Origin of the sequence: Legionella birminghamensis (genome assembly GCF_900452515.1) — a bacterium.
Lineage (GTDB): Bacteria > Pseudomonadota > Gammaproteobacteria > Legionellales > Legionellaceae > Legionella_C > Legionella_C birminghamensis.
Window position 1 is genome coordinate 2442852 of the sequence record NZ_UGNW01000001.1, and the last position, 19044, is coordinate 2461895.

The window sequence follows — 19044 nt, forward strand, 5'->3', positions numbered from 1 at the left end:
GCGTTTGTAAACCTCCCCTTATTAGTGCCAACCGAAACTAGAGTTTTCCGACTTATTTTTAATCAATCTATAATCAAATGGTGACAGATCTCCCAGTGATTCATGCGGTCTTTCTTCGTTATATTCTTTCATCCATTTCCCGGTTATTTCCCGAACTTCATTGAGATTTCTGAACAAATAAAAATCCAGTATTTCATTGCGATAAGTTCGATTAAACCGTTCAATAAATGAATTTTGAGTAGGTTTTCCGGGTTGAATAAACTCAAGAGTAACTCCGTGTTTTTCAGCCCAGTCAGCCAATACCAGAGAGATAAACTCAGGCCCATTATCAAGACGCAGTTTTGCCGGATATCCTCGACTGGCAGCAATGCTGTCAAGCACCCGGGTAACCCGTCGGGCAGGCAGGCTCAGATCCACTTCAATGGCCAGTGCTTCCCGGTTGAAATCATCAACCACATTAAATGTCCTGAATCGTCTGCCACAGTTCAATGCGTCGCTCATAAAATCAGCAGACCAAGTATGGTTAACTGTAGCGGGAACCGCAAGAGGCTCTGGGTTGCGTGTAGGCAATCTCCGCTTTCCTTTACGGCGGATATTCAACTGCAATTCACAGTAAACCCGGTAAACCCTTTTGTGATTCCATGTAAACCCCGCCTGCCTCAGTTTGACAAACACTTTCCTGAAGCCATAACGCGGATAGCGTTCGGTAACTTCCATCAGCTCTTTAATCACCGTCTCATCCTTATTTACTGCCGGCTGATAATAGTAACCTGTGCGACTCAGGCTTAAGGCGGCACAGCTCTGTCTAAGACTCATGCCGTATTCATTTACCAGATAATCAGCCATTTCCCTTTTCTCTGCCGGCTTTAAAGCTTTTTTTCTATCACATCCTTCAACGCACGGTTTTCCAGCGACAAATCAGCGAACATCCGTTTCAGCTTTGCATTTTCTTCCTCAAGTTGCTTCATTCGTTTAATATCTGAGGCCTCCATCCCGCCATATTTAGCTTTCCAGTTGTAATACGTGGCATCGGATATTCCATGCTCACGGCAGACATCCTTTACCAGACGGCCATTCTCTACATATTTTAAAATATTTAATATTTGATGCTCTGTAAATCGGCTGCGTTTCATCGTTTCTCCTCCTCTTGCCTATTATGCCGGAGAAACTCTATTTTTGAATGGTGCTATTTTACGGGAGGGTTACACGTTCCCTTGTCTGGCCGGGTATGGCAGGGTATTTGAAGCTCACATCCTTAAATTCGATAGCCGGCTGCCCTCTCTCACTGAGATCCAATGGAACATCCGGATGTCTGTCGATGATCTGATTACTTTTATCAATTAGCCGGCTGTAAACATATTTAAGGTCAGAAACAACCGATAAAACACGGACAAACGCTGCACCAAAATCAGGCGCCAATTGACACAACTGGTTTAAATAGCCTGCCATAATGATACAGCTTTGTGCACTCAGCTTTCCTTGCCTTAGTTGGTAAACTGCATACATGGAGCTAAGCAACATTCCAATACGCGAGATTAAAATATGTCCCTGGCTTGTATTGAGTTTTACACGCTCCGCTTCGATCAGCGCCTCGCCGTAGATTCTATCGACTTCAGTCGCCATATCCATCGCTTCTTTTGACTTGCCGAAATTGTCTATGTTTTCCTTGTTAGCCAGTAAAGCCATGAATGTTTTCCATACTTCATTATTTTTTTCGATCAGTTCGTATTTGATTCTGACGACATCTTCGACATTTAAAGCAGCAAAAGCAGCACATGTAGCCAAAATCAGAAAGGAACTCACTCCCAAAACAGGAGAATAAGTCAGAGCAGTCATAATTCCGCTGCCTACCACCGTAGCGTACAAACCGCTTGACGTATCCGAGAACAAAGAATCAGCCAAATCCTCTATGCCCATACTTTTTTGAATGGGTTGGATCAGTCCGTAAGACCCTAAGCGGATGCTCGCCTCCTGTGTAAGCAATAATTGCATTCTGGTGGCTTCAGAAACAGCCCGAGTGTAGGTATCTGCCCTGGTATGGCTAAGCACTTTCTGCGCCTGGGTTTTAGCAAGGCTCCCAAAAGAATAACTGGCTGTTAACAACACCAGCAGGAACTCCAGCGACAACTGTTCTCCCAATATCAAGGCTGATTTTTCCTCATTAAAAGCAGCCTCTGCTGTTTTTGCAAAAAGAAGGGAGCTTAAGGCATTGGCGCTGACCTGGGCGAGGTTCAGCACTTGCGCTGTGCTTATGGCAGGTATATTTTTTCTAATACAGATAAATGAGACGAAATAAACAAATGCGCTCCATCCCCTTACTCTGTCTTCCGGGGCTAATCCAGTTTTCGCTTTCGCATCATCGAGGATAGGATTGACTTCTCCGGCTTGTTCCAAGGCTTCCGAACCTGATTTATCGAGATTATTTTCGATATCATCATCGAGATCATAGTCGTTGTCCGACTCACTTTTTCGCCATGCCACTAGAGAACGGAGACTTTCTTTGATACGCAAGCCCAGACTTTTCATTGTCAATTCACTCCTCAGATAATGCTTTTATACTGCACTTAGTGGACGCGAATTGTACCATCAAAAGCGGGGCTGTGTAATAATAGGGAATTATTGATTCATCAATGAAGCAAGGCGGATTCCTTGTAACACCAGGTCGGGTACCAGATAATCATAGAGACCTTGCTTTTCAAATAAGGAAGCAAAGCCGCCGGTAGCAAGCACGATTGCATCCTCATCCTGAAAAGATTCAGCCTTTATTCGGGTTATTAACTCACGACAGGCTCCGATTGCGCCAAAATAAACCCCTGATTGTATACTCTCAATGGTTGAACGACCGACAGTCTGGTTCATTTTGACAATTTCGACTGCAGGAAGTTTAGCCGTATTGTTCGAAAGCGCATCGACTGATAAACGCATTCCCGGAAGAATAGCCCCGCCTAAATAGAATTTGTTAGCAGTGATTACACAGAATGTGGTCGCTGTACCAAAATCAATTACAATGATATTTTTACCGGGATACATCTGCGCTGCAGAAATTGCATTAGCAATCCGATCAGCACCTACCTCCAGCGGATTTCTATACTTGATATTCAGACCAGTTTTTACACCTGCCTGTAGAAAAAAAGGATCGACCGAAAAATATTTCAAACAGGCTGAGCGTAAAGAATAATCCAGTTGCGGCACAACAGAGCAAATCGCAATATGCTTAATCGCTTCTGGCGAGCATTGATTTTCGCGTAAAACGGTTTTTAAAAAAATGCCAAACTCATCAGAGGTTGATGCTTTAGAGGTATGCCGAAAACGTAAAAGGATTTCTTCCCCTTCAAATACACCACCATATATATGGGAGTTGCCCACATCGAGACAGAGGATCATTATCTTCCATTCTTCAGAAAATTAGTTATGCGATAGTAAAGCTTAGGTGGGACATAATCAAGAAGAAGCTCAGATGCAGGATCTGGATTGCTTCACATTCGTTCGCAATGACGGATGGATTAAGAAAAAGTCGGTCGATAAGCCGGGTTCTGTCAAGGACAATCATTCATCTGGGACATTCGTCACCGAATGCCTCAAGCGACCTACCCGAATCCCGTACGGATCATACGTTCCGGCATTCACCGGCTGGATTCCTATTTGGTCTTGCTCCAAGTGGGGTTTACCCTGCCACAACTGTTGCCAGTTGCGCGGTGCGCTCTTACCGCACCATTTCACCCTTACCATAGATGAAATCTATGGCGGTATATTTTCTGTGGCACTTTCCGTAAACTCACGTCTCCCAGGCGTTACCTGGCACTTTATCCTATGGAGCCCGGACTTTCCTCCCCTTGCATGGCAAAGAGCGATTGTCTAACCGACTTTGACTATGATCATAGCAAACTGAATTTTAGAAAACCACAAGTTTCGAGAGTATATTTCATCTTTAGCGAAGGGTGGGCTACCCAGCATGTTTAATGCCATGGGTATCTACACAAATACATTAGCTATCGAATAGAAACAGTCTAACCTAAATTGTATTAGCACCGTAAGCTGAAGTTTAGCTGTCTAAATTGGTGAGGATCACTCAGGCATGGGCCCCGCGGTCGCAGCCGCGGGGATTCGAAGGGGGCTATGCAGCAGGGGATTCGAAGGGGCTACGCAGCGGGGATTCGAAGGGGCTACGCAGCAGGGGATTAGGGGCAAGAAAACATTTGTGTAGATACTATGCTGTTTATGCGCCTGATCATTGACCAGGCCTACAGATCTGCAGATATCGCAGAAGCACAGATTGACTTACAGGTAGTGATTAACCACGAGTACCAATGAACTCATCATCAAAATAACGCTTCAGTTTGGTACGCAGTGTGCCGCGGCTAACACCTAATACACGGGCAGCTTTAGATTGATTGTAACGAGTCAGTTCCATCACTGTACGGAATAAGGGGGCTTCTACTTCTTCAACGATTAATTGATAAAGGTTGAGATTATTATCTTTATTGCTGACAGCATTCAAATAACCTTTGACGGTTCCGATGACTTGCTGAATCAACGCATCATTAATTTGTGTCACATCTTGCATTACTGCACTCATCTATCTCTCCAAAGATTCACTAGAATCATTATAAAAAAGTTAACCCATTTTGAGCATCATGATCGCAATACTACCAAATATTACAAACTATGTAAACATTGTTTTATAGATACTCATTTATTAAGGAAATATTAAGAAAAAATTAAGTTTTAATCAAGTATTTTTGCATATTTTGATGCAAATTTATTCTAATTATTTTTATTTGGAGCAAATTTTGCATAATTTAGTTAGAAAAAGCTTAAGAATAATAATCATCAATATTTAGACATTAATAATTATTTATTGTCATTGAGTGTAAAATTGGGTTAAAGGAAGACTTTAGCAGCTAGAAGATAAAACAAGGAGGTATTCCCGGCTGTAGCAGATAGCTAGCTACAAAATATTTTCCCACTTCGAATCCCCGCGGCAACGACCGCGGGGCCTACACGAAGCTTATTTAGAATATCGGTTGGCTACTTAAGGATAATGTTTGAAAGACTTATTCCAAACTGCTTTTAATTGCTATTTTCGGCAATATTGGATTCCTCTGAGAGCATTTTCGGCACCAGACATGGGCCCCGCGGTCGCAGCCGCGGGGATTCGACGCATTTGTGTAAATAGTTATGGGTCGCAGCCGCGGGGATTCGACGCGTTTGTGTAGATAGTTATGGGTCGCAGCCGCGGGGATTCGATGCATTTGTGTAGATAGTTATGGGCTGTAGCAACCGGGATAAATTTTTAGTCAACCGTAAAACTTTCACCGCAACCACACTGACCAGTTTGATTCGGATTATCAAAAACAAACCTGGCGTTGAGCCCCTGCTTCACATAATCAATTCGCATGCCTTTTAAAAAGGGATAACTTTTTCGATCAATATAAACCTGATAATCAGTGTTAAGGGGAAAACAGATGTCATCTGCGGAAGCGTCCCTGACGTAATCCACAACATAAGATAAACCAGAGCAACCCGTTTTTTTTACAGAGAAACGCACCCCTTTGCTTTCCGTTTGCCCCTTTAAATACATTAATAAATGATTAATGGCTGCCTCACTCAGGGCTATATCTATTGAATCGTTAACCTGTTGTTGTACCACACTCATTTTTCTACCCCTAATTTCTCTTTCATTTGAACTATGACATTGAGATAACCTGTTTCAATCAAAAAGACAAGCTGCTGCTGTTTTTTTGGCAGCTCCAGCCTGTCTGCCAATTCGCGGTGATTAAAGCAGGGATGCTCGTTCAGGTAACTATTTTCCAATTGCCCGCAGAGCAGTTCAAGACCCGCAATCAGATAAGGATTGCCAAATGCCCTAAACCTTGCCTTTTTAACTAAACCAGCATTATCACATTGCAGATAAACATCAAAATAGCCTTGCCGCCCCGGATAACCAGCCCGGGCGTGTACGGTATAGGCTTCATTACAATCCAGGATACCCGCATGCTGCGGCTGAAAAAAACAACGTTCTACTAATTCATTATAAATGATCATGGCGATATTTCATGTAAGCGCGAAATTTGTTGATAGATGATCTGCGAAGCTTCAGCAATTTCAGTCTCTGTTGTAAATCGCCCTATCGATAAGCGAATCGAGCTGAATGCGCTTTCATTATCCAAGCCAATCGCTTTCAATACGTAGGAAGGTTGCATGCTGGAGGATGCACAGGCAGATGTACTGGAAATAGCCAAGTCCTTCAAGGCATAAAGTAAGGAGTCACCCTCAATCCCGGGAAAGCTTATATTTAAATTACCAGCGACTCTTTGTGTGGAATGGCCATTAAGACGTATACCAGGCAACATTTTTATATTGTCCCATAATTGCTCGCGCAACATAAGTATTCGTTCCTGTTCCCACTGGCGGCTGGCTTCAGCCAGGGCAAATGCTTCACCCATGCCGACAATCTGATGCGTCGCCAATGTCCCTGAACGTAAACCACCCTCATGTCCGCCGCCAAAACTTTGCGGCTGAAGCCGTACTCTGGGTTTCTGACGCACGAATAATGCCCCGATTCCTTTGGGACCATAATTCTTATGGGCGGAAAACGACATGAGATCAATCGGGAGCTCGCTGAGATTAATCGCAATTTTGCCTGCGCTTTGCGCAGCATCGACGTGAAAAATAATGCCTCTGTTCTTTAATAATGCCCCAATTGCAGCAATATCCTGCACTACGCCGATTTCGTTGTTGACATGCATGATAGATACAAGAATGGTTTGGCCTGTAATCGCCTGCTCCAAATCCTGCAAGGAAAGCAAACCATCCGGCTGGGGAGTAAGATAAGTTACCTGAAAGCCCTCCTGCTCCAACTGATGGAAACTGTCGAGCACTGCTTTGTGTTCGGTAACGGAGGTGATTAAATGCTTCCCCTTTCGCTGATAAAACCTTGCCGCGCCTATAATGGCCAGGTTGTCAGCTTCTGTTGCCCCTGAGGTAAAAACAATTTCTCTTGGCTCTGCGTGGACTGACTCGGCAATTTGAGCCCGGGCTGTTTCCACCGCTAACTGTGCCTGCTGGCCGTAAATATGCGTAGTTGAGGCTGGATTGCCAAAAATCCCGTCTTTTCCCAGGTAATGCAGCATCTTTTCTATCACGCGCGGATCGACAGGCGTAGTCGCCATATAATCAAAATAAAGAGGCATTTTATTCATCATTAACTCCCTCTATTGATTTTCGCCCATTTCAAAGCATTCTGCATGTGACTTAATATGCCCCGTAAAATATTGACTTCCATGTGTTCCAGACCTACGCGATTAAAAAGACGGCGAAGGCGTTGCTGCAGGCGGCCAGGATTATCAGGTCTTAGAAAATCAATAGCAAGCATTACCTCAGTCAAATGTCCATAGAACTGCTCGACCTCCTCCACTGTTGCCTCACGATCTTCACGTAGTGCCACTTCTGCTTTAGGAGAAGACAGTAATTTCATTCGCAGTTCATAGGCAATAATCTGCACAGCCTGGGCGAGATTCAAGGAGCTGTATTCGGAGTTGCTGGGGATATTAATGTGAAACTGGCTGCGCAAGAGCTCCTCATTAGTTAATCCTGCATGTTCGCGGCCAAATAAGATGGCCACCTCTGTTTCGTCGGGTTTACCAGCCACCAATTCAGCAGCTTCTCCCGGAATTAAACCCGGTAATGCGATTCCGCGCGGCCTCGCGCTGGTTGCTAAAACCAACTGACAGCCCCGCAAAGCGTCCTCCAAATCCTGGCAGACAATGGCATTGTCGAGAATATCATCAGCACCGGCTGCCATTTCACAGGCTTTTAAATCGGGAAAAGACTTGGGATTGACCAGATAAAGACGGCTTAGCCCCATCGTTTTCATGGCGCGTGCAGCAGAGCCAATATTCCCAGGGTGAGTAGTCCCAACGAGCACTATTCGTATTGCAGAAAAATTCATCTTAACCAATTCAATTCAAAAAAAAGTAACTATACCAGCAATGTCTTCTCTCTGTACAAAAAAAATGTGATAGAATCGCCCCTTTGTTTTTTCATGAGCGTAAATATGCAGCCTTTATTAAATATTGCAGTGACCGCCGCAAAGCATGCGGGTGATATTATTGTGCGTCATCTGGAACAAATTGACCGGATCAAAGTCACCGCCAAAAGTACTCACGATTATTTCAGCGAAGTGGATATTAAAGCGGAACAGGCCATTATGCATACCATCCATAAAGCCTATCCTGATCATGGTTTTCTGGCTGAAGAAAGCGGTACACATAATATTGACTCAGAAGTGACTTGGCTGATTGATCCATTGGATGGCACAACCAATTATCTCCATGGTTTTCCTTTTTTCTCCGTTTCAATTGCTTGTAAAATCAAAAATCGCATAGAGCATGCAGTAGTTTACGATCCCATTCGCCATGAGTTTTTCACCGCAAGCAGAGGCTGCGGGGCTCAAATGAACGATCGCCGTATCCGGGTTTCCAAGCAAACTCAATTAGACTCTTCCTTGCTGGGAACAGGTTTCCCTTTCCGTGATGTGGCGCTGGCGCAACGTTATCTACCTACCTTTGAAGCCTTGATTGGTAAATGTTCAGGTATTCGACGAACTGGATCTGCGGCACTGGATTTATCCTATGTTGCTTGCGGTCGGCTGGATGGTTTCTGGGAAATGGGATTAAGACCCTGGGATATGGCAGCTGCAGCCTTGATTATTAAGGAAGCAGGCGGCCTCGTGGGTGATTTGCATGGCGGCGAGGACTATCTTAAAAAAGGGGACATATCCGCAGGGAATCCCAAGATATTCAAGGCATTGTTACAAACTTTGATGCCTGTTATTAAAGGGAATTAATTTTCGAATCCCCGCGGCACCGACACCGAATCCCCGCGGCTCCGACACCGAATCCCCGCGGCTCCGACCGCGGGGCCCATGCCTGTTGGAGTAGCATGGGCCTCAGACAAGTTTCAATGTTGCCAAAAAATAGGATTTAACAGCTAGTCATAAACAAGGCTTCTTAACATTAAATTGGCTTCGTGTGGGCCCCGCGGTCGCAGCCGCGGGGATTCGGACGGTCGAAGCCCCGGATTTTCATAACCGCTGGTACGCTTTTTGCATGATTAATTAATCACTTACCACCGCGTACTCTTATGCATGCGCTTAAAAGCAAACAGGAAGGATTCAGTTTGCTTGAGATTCTTATCAGCACCCTGGTCCTCGCGATTGGCTTACTGGGAATTGCTTCCCTGCAGGCGAATGCTGTTCGTTATAATCACTCCGCGTATCTTCGTTCTATCGCTATTGCTCAAATGGGCAACATGTTTGACCGGATGCTGGCTAATCCAGCGGGCGTTCAAGCAGGTTCCTATAATAATATGTCCGGCCTTTCATCCAATCCGAACTGCTCCACCTGCAGCATCTCACAAATCGCCCAGCGTGATTTATATCAGTGGAATCAGACCAATAGCCAGCTTCTCCCAAGCGGCCAAGGCAGCATCAGCCGTAACGGAAATGTTTTTACTCTCACTATCCGCTGGGATAATGATCGCAGCGGCGCTACCGGCATGAATTGCAGCGGGAATTATCAGGTTGATTTAGCCTGTCTCACCATGGATGTTGAGCTATGAACGCTTTACAGAGAAAAGAAAATGGATTTTCAATAATTGAATTTATGATTGCTATCAGTCTGGGTACATTTCTTGTAGCAGCCATCTCTGTTGTCTATCTTAGTAACAAAACCACCTTTGTTATTCAGGATGCACTGGCGCGCCTGCAGGAAAACGGACGCTATGCCAATTACATGATGAGTTATGATTTACGGATGGCAGGCTATCAGGGTTGTGCGAACCAAAAGCAAATGCAGGTGACCAACTTAATCAAAAATGTCTCAACCATGTTAGATTATGACAAACCCCTGCGTGGTTTTGACGGTAATGGCTCGAGCTTCAGCCCCAGTTTACCCGCGAATTTACAAGGTAAGTCGGTTGCTGGCAGTGATATCATTGAGATAAGAAAGGCTTCCAGTCTGGGCATACGACTTCGCGATGATATGAATCGTCCCAACAATCCCATCCTGGTCTATGATCGCATGGGAATCGAGGCAGGAACACCTCTGATGATTACTAACTGCTCCGTTGGCGATCTTTTCATAGCGGGTGCTAACAGCAATGCCACCGCCATCACCCACTCCTCGAATCAAAACATCTCCAATGATTTGAGCATTGCCTATTTGCATAATGCGCAATTGGCGGTCCTCGATTATTATGCCTTTTATATAAAAAACACAGGACGAGTCAATGCCCAAAATCAACCGATCCTGGCCTTGGTCAGGATGGATAGAAATGGAAATGAAGAGGAAATTGCCGATGGCGTCGAACAGATGCGTATTACTTACGGCATTGATACCAATGGCGATAATGCTGCTGACACCTATCAGACCGCAACTCAGGTGGAAAACAGTAATAACTGGAATAATGTCATTGCAGTACAGATAAATCTGCTGATGTCTACCGTTGAAAATGTAGCTGATAAAGCAACCTCCTACCTGTTTAATGGTACATCGCTTACTCCGACCGATCGCAAACTACGGCGCGAATGGAATATTTTCGTTACGCTGCGTAACCGGGGGTTGCCGATATGAATCAAGATTGGAGAAAAGGACAGAGGGGGGCAGTCCTCGCAGTGAGCCTGCTTTTACTTTTGATAATCACATTACTGGCAATCAGCGCGGTTCAGGTGACCCAAATGCAGGAAAAAATGTCAGCTAACCTGCAAAATAAAGAATTATCGTTTTTAGCAGCGGAAACCGCGTTAATCGCCGGAGAAAACTGGGTGCTTACCCAAAGCCGGCAGCCTCAGGTATACACATTGTGCACCAACTTTCCCTGTGCTCAGGAACTTTATGAAAACATTGACTTTGCCAGTCAACCGGATAGCTGGTGGAAAACCAATTCGGCGCAATACAACTCCAACCTCAAGCAAGTGAGCTCAAAACCCCGTTATATCATTGAGTTCCTGCAATTTGTGCCGGACTCCCCCGTGATTGGCAGCTCTTCATCCAAAAGTACTGGTGTTTTCTATTATCAGGTTACAGCTAAAGGCTATGGATTTTCCGATGAGGCCGTTACCGTGCTCCAAACAACCGTAGGGAGGCGATTTTAATGAAACGTCTCCTGCTTATGATCTGCTTTTTTCTCTGCACAGGCTCAGTGAGCCTTGCAGGCACGCTCAATCTCTCGCAGCTTCCTTTATTTATTTCATCCGCAGTTGCCCCCTTGACCATGTTAATTGTGGAGCGCGATCATAAGCTCTATTTTGAAGCCTACAATGATGCTTCGGATGTTAATGGCGATGATATTATTGATATACGCTTTAATCCGGCGATTGATTATTATGGCTATTTTGACAGCTACAAATGCTATGGATATAGCAGTTTTCTGCAATATTATTACCCCATTTCGGTCACTCCCACAAAGAAATGTTTTGGCGCCTGGAGTGGTAATTTTTTAAATTACGTCACTACGGCAAGGCTCGATGCGATACGGAAAGTCCTTTATGGCGGTTATCGTTCCAATGATGCAACCAACCAGACTATACTTGAACGGACCTATATTCCCCAGGATGGGCATAGCTGGGGGAAAGAATACACCAGCTTTGCAGTGGATGGATACAACATCAGCGACTACACCCCTTTGCTCCCCCCGATATTGGGTACGCGCCATTTATTTGTTAACACCACTCTTCGAAATGGGAGCAGCGCGCCTTTACTGCGCGTGGCAGTCAATCAGCCCTATCGCATATGGGAATGGGTAAGCATTGAGGTGCCCGTCGCAGGTAGCCGCGCAGTGAATGGCAGCACCGGCCCGCTTATACTGGGTATTAGCGATTATACAGTCAGGGTAAAAGTCTGTGACTCGAGTATTGGCCTCGAAGCCAATTGCCGCGCCTACCCCAATGGCCAATATAAACCAATTGGGCTTCTGCAGGAATTTGGTGAAAATAACTCGATGTTATTCGGCCTGATGACCGGTTCTTATAAAAACAATCTTGCCGGCGGTGTACTGCGGAAGAATATTTCCAGTATTACTAATGAAATCAATTTAAATACCGGCCAGTTTACCGCATTTAACGGCATTATCTCCACACTTAACAAATTAACAGTAACTGGTTTTGACAGTAATTATAATTACAGCTGCGGCTTTATCAGCACTCGTAATATTGTCAATGGCGAATGTGAAATGTGGGGGGAATCCAATTGCTGAAATTATGTATGAAGCCCTCCGCTATCTTGGCGGTAAAGGCTCGCCGACACCAAGCTTTGACTATTCGAGCGGCCCGGATGTTAATCTGGGTTTGCCAAAACCGGGCTGGCAAAATCCATACAGCAGTAATCCCTACTGCGCACAAGCTAATTTACTGGTCATCAGCGATCTTTACCCTTCCTACGATAGCGATCAGGTACCAGGCAGTTATTTCAACACCGCAAGCAGCGATTTGAACCCGCCTCTGAATGCCTCCTCAATTGGCCAGACTATTTTCAATACCGAAGGCTACAGCAGCGTGTCTGCTTTTATTGGTCAATCCGCCGGCATCGCAAACGGCGCCCCCACACCGAAAACAGTCACCAGTTTTGGCAATATCCGTGGTCTGGCCCCTCAGGAAACCAATTCGGAAGGCAGTTATTATGCAGCAAGTGTGGCCTATTACGGCTGGATAAATGATTTAAATGCTGCCAAAGGGGAGCAAAATGTAAAATCATACATTATTGCCCTTTCGTCTCCGCAGCCTGAAATAAAATTCAAGGTGGGAAATAACCTTGTTACCATCGTTCCCTTCGCAAAATCGGTTGCGGGATTGAATATTGATGCCACGCAAGGTCAATACCAGCCAACAAATGAAATCGTTGATTTCTATATTGAATCTCTTTCAAGTACCGGCGGTGTCTTTCGGGTTAACTTTGCCGATTTGCAGCAAGGGGCTGATTTTGATATGGATGCCATAGTGAAGTATACGATCACAGTGAATCCTAATAACACCCTGACTATTAAAACTGAAACAATCTATGCAGCAGGTGGTATTAACCAGCATCTTGGATACGTGATTTCGGGCACCACGACCGACGGGGTTTTTCTGGAAGTCAGAGACAGTGATACACCAGCAATTAATGATAAAGATTACTTCCTGGATACCCCCCCGGGTAAACTTCCCGGCCAAGCCTGGGAAGATAAAGCCGCATTGCCAACCTCTGCAACCCGCACATTCACCCCCAGCAATACGCCTTCGGCGATTATTTTTAATTCGCCCCTTTGGTATGCAGGCAAATGGGGTGGTTTTAATGATTCCAATAACAATGATATTCCTGACATCCCACAGGAATCGATTACCTCCAGTAGCGGCGATCCGGATAACTATTTTCTGGTTACGAATGCCAATACTTTGCGCACACAACTGGCAAAAGCCTTTTCGCTTATAGTTGACCGGGCGGGCTCCTTTTCTTCAGCAGCGTTAAGCAGCGGCTTTCTTTCATCTGATACCTTTATTTATCAGGCGATATTTCAAACCAAGGACTGGAGCGGGCAATTACTGGCATTTCCAATCGATCAGAATACAGGCAATATAGTGACCACGGGCAGCGGCCCGCGCGGTTCTCTCTGGGATGCTGCTCAACAATTGTCTCTACAGAATTTCAATAGCAGCAGAAAGATACTCACTTATAAACCTTCAACTCAGAAAGGGATAAAATTCAGATGGCCATCCCTTCCTGCTTCACCGGGTCTTAATGATCTGGATCTGGCGCAAGTCACTGCCCTGAATACCAACCCTCAAAATGCCAGCATTGATAATCTGGGCGGCAGCCGTTTGAATTATTTACGCGGTGATCAGTCCCTGGAACAGAAAAATGGCGGCACATTTCGTAACCGCTCTACCTTGCTTGGCGATATAATTAATTCCGCCCCCATTGTGGTTGGCGCCCCCAACCAGGCCTATCCTTCTTTCTGGTCTGACAATGCCCCTGAAAATAATGTGTCTTACAGCAGCTTTCGTCAAAATAATATCAATCGGCAAAGCATTATTTATGTTGGCGCCAATGACGGCATGCTGCATGCCTTTGATGCAAAAGTGGGTACTGAGATTTTTGCTTATGTGCCATCCAAAGTGTTTCCCAAATTAAATTTATTGACCGATCCGAACTACACCCATCAATACTATGTAGACGGTTCCCCCACAGTGATTGATGTTTTCATTAATTCACAATGGCGAACGGTCCTCGTGGGCACATTGAGCGGCGGCGGCCAGGGTGTGTATGCGCTTGATGTCACTAATCCCACGCAATTTAATGAAAATAACGCGGCCAATATTGTGAAATGGGAATTTAATGACAGTGATGATGCCGATCTGGGATTTACTTATGGTCAGGCCTCTATTGTCAGACTGGCTAATGGCCAGTGGGCAGCGATTTTTGGCAATGGATACAATAATACCTTGAGTGATGGCTTTGCCAGTGCTACCGGGAATGCCGTCATTTATATTGTTAATATTGATACGGGCGAACTCATCAAAAAACTCGACACGGGCGTAGGCATGAGCCAGGATCCCTTAGCCCTTGGCCGTCCCAATGGCATGGCATCCCCTGCCGTCGTTGATACTGATGGTAATTCGATTGCAAATATTATCTATGCGGGAGACTTGTTCGGTAACCTGTGGAAAATTGACATTTCCGATCCCAACCCATCCCAGTGGGATTTCTGGTATAAACAGGGAAACAAGCCCTTACCGCTGTTTGTAGCCCAGGACAGTACCGGTAAGCGACAGCCTATTACCACCCGGCCTGAAGTGTCGAGAGTCCGTTTTAGCGCATCTGCCCTGCAGGTATACATTGGTACCGGAAAATACCTTGAGCCAGGCGATAAAACAGATTTAAGCGTCCAGACAGTGTATGCATTAAGGGATGATAATACGTCTATTATTAATGGGCGCACGCAGCTTCGCCAACAAACTATATTATCCGAGCAGAATAATACGCGTGTGACCAGCTCCAATCTTCTGGCTAATAATGATCGCGGCTGGTATATCGATTTAACTGTCAACGGGCAGGCGCGCGGTGAGCGGGTTATATCCAACTTAACTTATTTGAATGGAAAAATCATATTCGCCACAGTCATCCCTACTTCGGATCCCTGCGATTTTGGCGGCGAAAGCTGGTTAATGGAATTGAATGCCCTAACCGGCAGCCGGTTGAATTATAATGTATTCGATTTGAATAATGACGGCGCCTTCACCACCGCTGATTCGGTAACATCCAGCGATGGCGGCAATACTGTGACAGTTCCCCCAAGCGGCCTCAAATCCGAGGTTGGCTTAATTGCCAGCCCTTCGATACTGAATGCCGGCAGTAAGGAATACAAATACCTGCCAGGAACCAGCGGGGGTATCCAAAAAGTAGGTGAAAATCCCGGCCCGCAAATTTATGGCCGCCAATCCTGGAAGCAAATGCAGTAGCTTAACCCGCCAAGTCGGGTTTAGCAGACTAAAACAGCGGTGGGCGCATCGGAATCATCCGGTTTTTTCGGTAAACAGTGATTACTGAAAAATGGGGCGCAGGATATTTTTCTTTCGCTAAATATACGGCTAATGTGGGCTTCTGGCGCCACTTGTATTTCTTTGGGGATATCTGGCGGAGAATTGAGGCAGGTTTCAATAGTGTTATATTGCTGTAATTCGCTGATGCTGTATGTCTTTTTAGGCATGTGATTCTCTTGGTTATTCATTTAAGCAGCGCAAGTCGCTGCAGCCGAAATGGGCTCTAAAAAATAAGGGTTTAATATCTCACTTATCTGTTCGCGCAAAATGATTAGGGATCGGATATTGGCAGCACCGATATTTACCGGACCAGTAAAAAGTGCTGTATTATTATTTGCTTTTGTCAGTGCGGCTTCTTGCTCACTGGAGAGTAGCACTTTATAGCAGCTCACAGCCTGATGCGCTCTGAGGCGCGGAGACATTGCTTTTTTCAAAGCCTCAGTGGAGGTAAAAAACTGACGTACAATATTGCCCTGACTGGCAAAATGCCACATCCGCTGATTTTCCGCACTTGGATTGGTAAACTGCTCGAACACTGGAATAAAGTACCAGTTCTGGACTTCCTGCTGATTTTCCGGTGATGGTTGTACTCTGCTGCTAAAAAAACCTGTCACTTTAATTCTCTTTCTGTACTTAATACGGCCTTAATATTTATACCATAATATACCCAGTGTGTACATTAAGCTTTAATATTATATGAAAACCAAGCAAACAGTCGTCACCCTAGAATGCGACATCCTGGAACAATTTAAGCAACTCGTTCAGCAAGAAAAGCATGGATTTTTCACAAAAAATAATAAGGCAACATTTTTGGAAGAATTGAATGGGGCTTTGTCCCTTAACAATACAATGAGTATCAGAGAGCTTGCTTCTGCAATATCTACCATTGAAGATTTGCAGATCAGGCCGCTAGAGGCTAGCAAACCCATCAACTTCAGGGAGTTTCTGGAAAATAAGCATTACAGAACCTTTGATGATATTCAGTCCGACCTTAGTCTCCCTGAAAAAAAGATGTCAATTATGATACCTGAAAGCGATTTGCAGTTAAGCGGGCTTCTGGTGAAACTGCATCAAACGCTTCTTAATTACTATGAGTTATCTCGAGCTCATGCAGCAGGCCAGATTCCAATCAGTGAAGTCAAATACAGCGAGGAACAATTGCAGGCAACGCAGTCGTTTTTTGATTTGGAAACGACGAGTATGGCGGAAAAACTACCGGACTCCTCCACAATAATTAACGACCTTAAACGTAAGGGTGTTACTTTGAACGGAAGGGTAATCAGTTCTGATGAGCATCAGGCTATTGAAGCGTTTACCCGGGATAGACTCGATGCATCCCACTCACGTGCGAATAGACTCTTTCACTTTGGAGGACAATTTCTCGAAGCCATTTTGCTGCAGGAATTCAGCCATAGCATGCAGCTGGCCAGTCGTCCGGATTTTATTCTGGAGAGAGGAATGGTTAAAGGCCATATTGACTGGGTAAGAAATCCCGTTAACCAGGTAATTTCCGGCAACATCAATTTGAAAATCTTCACTTGTACCAGTGCAGATCCGGTTAATAAAGATGTGCCGCAAACGTTTTTCTCCATCGGCAGTGACGGCTCTTCACTTATCACCCTTGATATGAAGGATATTGAAAAGGTAATTCCCCGCGCATCGGATGAAGTTAATCGAAAAACCGAGGGCAATATCGTTCCAATTTGCGAGATTAATGGACGTATTGACATTGTATTTAATCAGTCTTTGGGCATTCATTATCTAAAAGTCCGGGAATTCAGCACTAAAATCTATACACCTGATTTAATATCCACTAAAGCCTTTGTGCTTAAGCCCGTAGAAGAGCATGCTGTTGAGACATCACCTCCGATGAAACCCGGGATAGCCGCACTTTTATCGCGTATGGGTAAATTTTCTTCGCCGAAAACGGGCAAAAGGGATGATGCCATTGATTTGCCAGACTGCAGCACCAGGGAATCTTTAAAAATATAAACTTAACACCGCGGAGTTCCATGATCGATTTCCGCATGGAATTCCCTGCTGTTATTACCATCAAATCCCCCCGGCTCCTTTTTTCGAATCCCCGCGGCAACGACCGCGGGCTGATATATCCCCACAAATTTGATAAAAATAATTGCAGTTAAATTCGAGTAATGATCTAATTCCTCCCAATAAAACAGATTGGGATGAATGATGGAAGCTATTGATATTTTACATACTCATTTGATGGAAGAGTGCCCTTTTATCCATGGTAAACGTTTACAGGCGGTCATGGATGTGGCTTGCTCTCTTCAGAAGAAGCAAAACCTATCTCTAACAGCGATAGGAAAAGGATTATCTGGCGACGTTTCATTAAAGCATAAAATTAAAAAAGTGGATCGCCTTGAGGGGAACAAGCACCTTTATGAAGAAATCGGCGCAATTTATACAGGTCTTTCCAGCTTTCTATTTCAATACCTTGCTTTTCAAGAAGATGTTCCTGTGTTAATCGATCTTTGTTATTTAAAAGATGATCATGATATTCAAATGTTAAGTGCAGAAATTGCGCTTAAAGGCAGAAGCATTCCCCTGTATCGAGAAGTGTTTCGCTCCGGGGGATTATCTGGACGAGCGCACTCTTTTTTACAGGGATTAATGCCCTGTATTCCAAAGAACAAAACCGTCATTTTTATTATGGACGCAGGATTTGGTGAAGACTGGCTTAAAGCAATAGAGTCATTGGGCTGGTTCTGGTTAACTCGGATTAGACAAGGAAAAATGCTAAAACTTGGCGCTGATGAAGAATGGACTACAGTAAAAGACTTCGTCCCCCAAATATCGGAGAAAACGAAAAGTTACAATCAAGCCTTTATCATGAAAGACCATAATCGTGCATGTCGCGTTATTACCACACAACGTAGTCCTGGGGAAAAAAGAAGTCTGAGTCGAGTTCCAAGGAATGATAAAGCCGGCTCTAATCATTACCGACGTTTGGCACGAGAGCCATGGATATTGGCAACGAATTTACCTAAAGAGACTTTTAACGCCACCAAAGTAGTGAACTATTATTCTAAAAGAATGCAAATAGAACAATCATTTCGTGACGTTAAAAGCCATCAATTTGGTTTGTCAGCTCGCTATGCAAGCACTAAAAGCATTTATCGCTGGGGGGTCAAAATGTTATTGGCTGCTATTGTTCAGCTGATGTTTTGGATAATAGGCGTGATTGCCCATAGCCAAAATTATCAAAGGGTTTTTCAGGCTAATACCGTCAGGGATAAAAAGGTATTCTCTTACTTCTATTTAGGACAATTGATGGTTGAATTTGACAAGATACATGAGCTCGTTATTGACCATGAAAACTTACCAAATCTTATTGAACAGGAGTTGGCTAGAAAATGGTAATTTTGTGGGGATCAGTCAGACCGCGGGGCCCACATGAGGCCTATCCTGGGTATCAGTCTTGTGCCCTTTCTACTTTTTTGGCACAT

18 protein-coding genes and 1 other RNA gene are annotated in these 19044 nt (G+C 44.6%); 8 read left to right on the top strand and 11 right to left on the bottom strand.

Translation table 11 applies throughout. From position 1 onward, the window contains the following. Positions 1–21: 21 nt before the first annotated feature. From DYH42_RS10360 to DYH42_RS10400, 9 genes are all read right to left on the bottom strand, one after another. Positions 22–1133 (bottom strand): IS3 family transposase gene (locus DYH42_RS10360; protein ID WP_115316899.1). Its coding sequence is split into 2 segments (ribosomal slippage): positions 22–881 and positions 881–1133, totalling 1113 coding nucleotides; the frame shifts between segments, so codons are not numbered across the junction. A gap of 58 nt (positions 1134–1191) precedes the next feature. Further along, on the bottom strand, positions 1192–2526 hold the full coding sequence (locus DYH42_RS10365) for an ABC transporter ATP-binding protein (RefSeq protein WP_058524020.1): 1335 nt from the start codon (positions 2524–2526) through the stop codon (positions 1192–1194). A 90-nt stretch (positions 2527–2616) separates the two neighbouring features. Continuing rightward, positions 2617–3384: a type III pantothenate kinase gene (locus DYH42_RS10370; RefSeq protein ID WP_058524019.1), complete on the bottom strand. Its 768-nt coding sequence runs from the start codon at positions 3382–3384 to the stop codon at positions 2617–2619. A gap of 122 nt (positions 3385–3506) precedes the next feature. After that, an RNA gene (gene rnpB, locus DYH42_RS10375) (RNase P RNA component class A) lies at positions 3507–3867 on the bottom strand. A 424-nt stretch (positions 3868–4291) separates the two neighbouring features. Beyond that, complete coding sequence (locus tag DYH42_RS10380) at positions 4292–4576, bottom strand: helix-turn-helix domain-containing protein (protein ID WP_058508063.1); 285 nt, start codon at positions 4574–4576, stop codon at positions 4292–4294. Between the two features lie 717 nt (positions 4577–5293). Continuing rightward, positions 5294–5656, bottom strand: a complete 363-nt coding sequence (locus tag DYH42_RS10385) for a HesB/IscA family protein (protein ID WP_058524018.1) — start codon at positions 5654–5656, stop codon at positions 5294–5296. Continuing rightward, positions 5653–6045 carry an iron-sulfur cluster assembly scaffold protein gene (locus DYH42_RS10390; protein ID WP_058524017.1) on the bottom strand — a complete coding sequence of 131 codons (393 nt, stop codon included), beginning with the start codon at positions 6043–6045 and terminating at the stop codon, positions 5653–5655. The genes DYH42_RS10385 and DYH42_RS10390 overlap by 4 nt, the downstream gene beginning before the upstream one ends. Further along, positions 6042–7202, bottom strand: coding sequence for an IscS subfamily cysteine desulfurase (locus DYH42_RS10395; RefSeq protein ID WP_058524016.1), 1161 nt, complete (start codon positions 7200–7202; stop codon positions 6042–6044). The genes DYH42_RS10390 and DYH42_RS10395 overlap by 4 nt, the downstream gene beginning before the upstream one ends. 2 nt (positions 7203–7204) lie before the next feature. Then, positions 7205–7951 carry an RNA methyltransferase gene (locus DYH42_RS10400; RefSeq protein WP_058524015.1) on the bottom strand — a complete coding sequence of 249 codons (747 nt, stop codon included), beginning with the start codon at positions 7949–7951 and terminating at the stop codon, positions 7205–7207. Between the two features lie 105 nt (positions 7952–8056). On the opposite strand from DYH42_RS10400, the gene DYH42_RS10405 reads away from it, so the two are divergent. The 6 genes from DYH42_RS10405 to DYH42_RS10430 all read left to right on the top strand — a co-directional run bounded on the left by DYH42_RS10405 (position 8057) and on the right by DYH42_RS10430 (position 15493). Continuing rightward, complete coding sequence (locus DYH42_RS10405) at positions 8057–8848, top strand: inositol monophosphatase family protein (RefSeq protein WP_058524014.1); 792 nt, start codon at positions 8057–8059, stop codon at positions 8846–8848. A gap of 296 nt (positions 8849–9144) precedes the next feature. Then, positions 9145–9621, top strand: a complete 477-nt coding sequence (pilV, locus tag DYH42_RS10410) for a type IV pilus modification protein PilV (protein WP_058524013.1) — start codon at positions 9145–9147, stop codon at positions 9619–9621. After that, positions 9618–10634 (top strand): PilW family protein, encoded by a 1017-nt coding sequence (locus DYH42_RS10415; protein WP_058524012.1) that lies wholly within the window; start codon positions 9618–9620, stop codon positions 10632–10634. The genes pilV and DYH42_RS10415 overlap by 4 nt, the downstream gene beginning before the upstream one ends. After that, positions 10631–11155 carry a pilus assembly PilX family protein gene (locus DYH42_RS10420; RefSeq protein ID WP_058524011.1) on the top strand — a complete coding sequence of 175 codons (525 nt, stop codon included), beginning with the start codon at positions 10631–10633 and terminating at the stop codon, positions 11153–11155. Before DYH42_RS10415 ends, DYH42_RS10420 begins: the two co-directional genes overlap by 4 nt. Continuing rightward, a complete protein-coding gene (locus DYH42_RS10425) occupies positions 11155–12255 on the top strand; it encodes a hypothetical protein (protein ID WP_058524010.1) in 1101 nt (366 codons plus the stop codon). The genes DYH42_RS10420 and DYH42_RS10425 overlap by 1 nt, the downstream gene beginning before the upstream one ends. Positions 12256–12259: 4 nt before the next feature. After that, positions 12260–15493 carry a pilus assembly protein gene (locus DYH42_RS10430; protein WP_058524009.1) on the top strand — a complete coding sequence of 1078 codons (3234 nt, stop codon included), beginning with the start codon at positions 12260–12262 and terminating at the stop codon, positions 15491–15493. A gap of 20 nt (positions 15494–15513) precedes the next feature. On the opposite strand, the gene DYH42_RS10435 is transcribed toward DYH42_RS10430, so the two are convergent. Next, a complete protein-coding gene (locus tag DYH42_RS10435; RefSeq protein WP_058524008.1) occupies positions 15514–15741 on the bottom strand; it encodes a hypothetical protein in 228 nt (75 codons plus the stop codon). 21 nt (positions 15742–15762) lie between these two features. Continuing rightward, positions 15763–16188 carry a hypothetical protein gene (locus tag DYH42_RS10440; protein ID WP_058524007.1) on the bottom strand — a complete coding sequence of 142 codons (426 nt, stop codon included), beginning with the start codon at positions 16186–16188 and terminating at the stop codon, positions 15763–15765. An 82-nt stretch (positions 16189–16270) separates the two neighbouring features. Between DYH42_RS10440 and DYH42_RS10445 the strand changes: the two genes are divergently transcribed. Together DYH42_RS10445 and DYH42_RS10450 are read left to right on the top strand one after the other, a co-directional pair. Next, positions 16271–17566 (top strand): hypothetical protein, encoded by a 1296-nt coding sequence (locus tag DYH42_RS10445; protein ID WP_058524006.1) that lies wholly within the window; start codon positions 16271–16273, stop codon positions 17564–17566. A 198-nt stretch (positions 17567–17764) separates the two neighbouring features. After that, complete coding sequence (locus DYH42_RS10450) at positions 17765–18958, top strand: IS4 family transposase (protein ID WP_058524076.1); 1194 nt, start codon at positions 17765–17767, stop codon at positions 18956–18958. The last annotated feature ends 86 nt before the right edge of the window (positions 18959–19044 follow it).

What these genes read in the sequence shown, in the direction of transcription:
- DYH42_RS10445 (WP_058524006.1), top strand. Translation starts at nt 16,271, where the DNA reads ATGAAAACCAAGCAAACAGTCGTCACCCTAGAATGCGACATCCTGGAA.
- DYH42_RS10370 (WP_058524019.1), bottom strand. Translation starts at nt 3,384, where the DNA reads ATGATCCTCTGTCTCGATGTGGGCAACTCCCATATATATGGTGGTGTA.
- DYH42_RS10395 (WP_058524016.1), bottom strand. Translation starts at nt 7,202, where the DNA reads ATGAATAAAATGCCTCTTTATTTTGATTATATGGCGACTACGCCTGTC.
- DYH42_RS10400 (WP_058524015.1), bottom strand. Translation starts at nt 7,951, where the DNA reads ATGAATTTTTCTGCAATACGAATAGTGCTCGTTGGGACTACTCACCCT.
- DYH42_RS10420 (WP_058524011.1), top strand. Translation starts at nt 10,631, where the DNA reads ATGAATCAAGATTGGAGAAAAGGACAGAGGGGGGCAGTCCTCGCAGTG.
- DYH42_RS10425 (WP_058524010.1), top strand. Translation starts at nt 11,155, where the DNA reads ATGAAACGTCTCCTGCTTATGATCTGCTTTTTTCTCTGCACAGGCTCA.
- DYH42_RS10365 (WP_058524020.1), bottom strand. Translation starts at nt 2,526, where the DNA reads ATGAAAAGTCTGGGCTTGCGTATCAAAGAAAGTCTCCGTTCTCTAGTG.
- DYH42_RS10385 (WP_058524018.1), bottom strand. Translation starts at nt 5,656, where the DNA reads ATGAGTGTGGTACAACAACAGGTTAACGATTCAATAGATATAGCCCTG.
- DYH42_RS10380 (WP_058508063.1), bottom strand. Translation starts at nt 4,576, where the DNA reads ATGAGTGCAGTAATGCAAGATGTGACACAAATTAATGATGCGTTGATT.
- DYH42_RS10450 (WP_058524076.1), top strand. Translation starts at nt 17,765, where the DNA reads ATGATGGAAGCTATTGATATTTTACATACTCATTTGATGGAAGAGTGC.
- DYH42_RS10390 (WP_058524017.1), bottom strand. Translation starts at nt 6,045, where the DNA reads ATGATCATTTATAATGAATTAGTAGAACGTTGTTTTTTTCAGCCGCAG.
- DYH42_RS10415 (WP_058524012.1), top strand. Translation starts at nt 9,618, where the DNA reads ATGAACGCTTTACAGAGAAAAGAAAATGGATTTTCAATAATTGAATTT.
- DYH42_RS10405 (WP_058524014.1), top strand. Translation starts at nt 8,057, where the DNA reads ATGCAGCCTTTATTAAATATTGCAGTGACCGCCGCAAAGCATGCGGGT.
- pilV (WP_058524013.1), top strand. Translation starts at nt 9,145, where the DNA reads ATGCATGCGCTTAAAAGCAAACAGGAAGGATTCAGTTTGCTTGAGATT.
- DYH42_RS10430 (WP_058524009.1), top strand. Translation starts at nt 12,260, where the DNA reads ATGTATGAAGCCCTCCGCTATCTTGGCGGTAAAGGCTCGCCGACACCA.
- DYH42_RS10435 (WP_058524008.1), bottom strand. Translation starts at nt 15,741, where the DNA reads ATGCCTAAAAAGACATACAGCATCAGCGAATTACAGCAATATAACACT.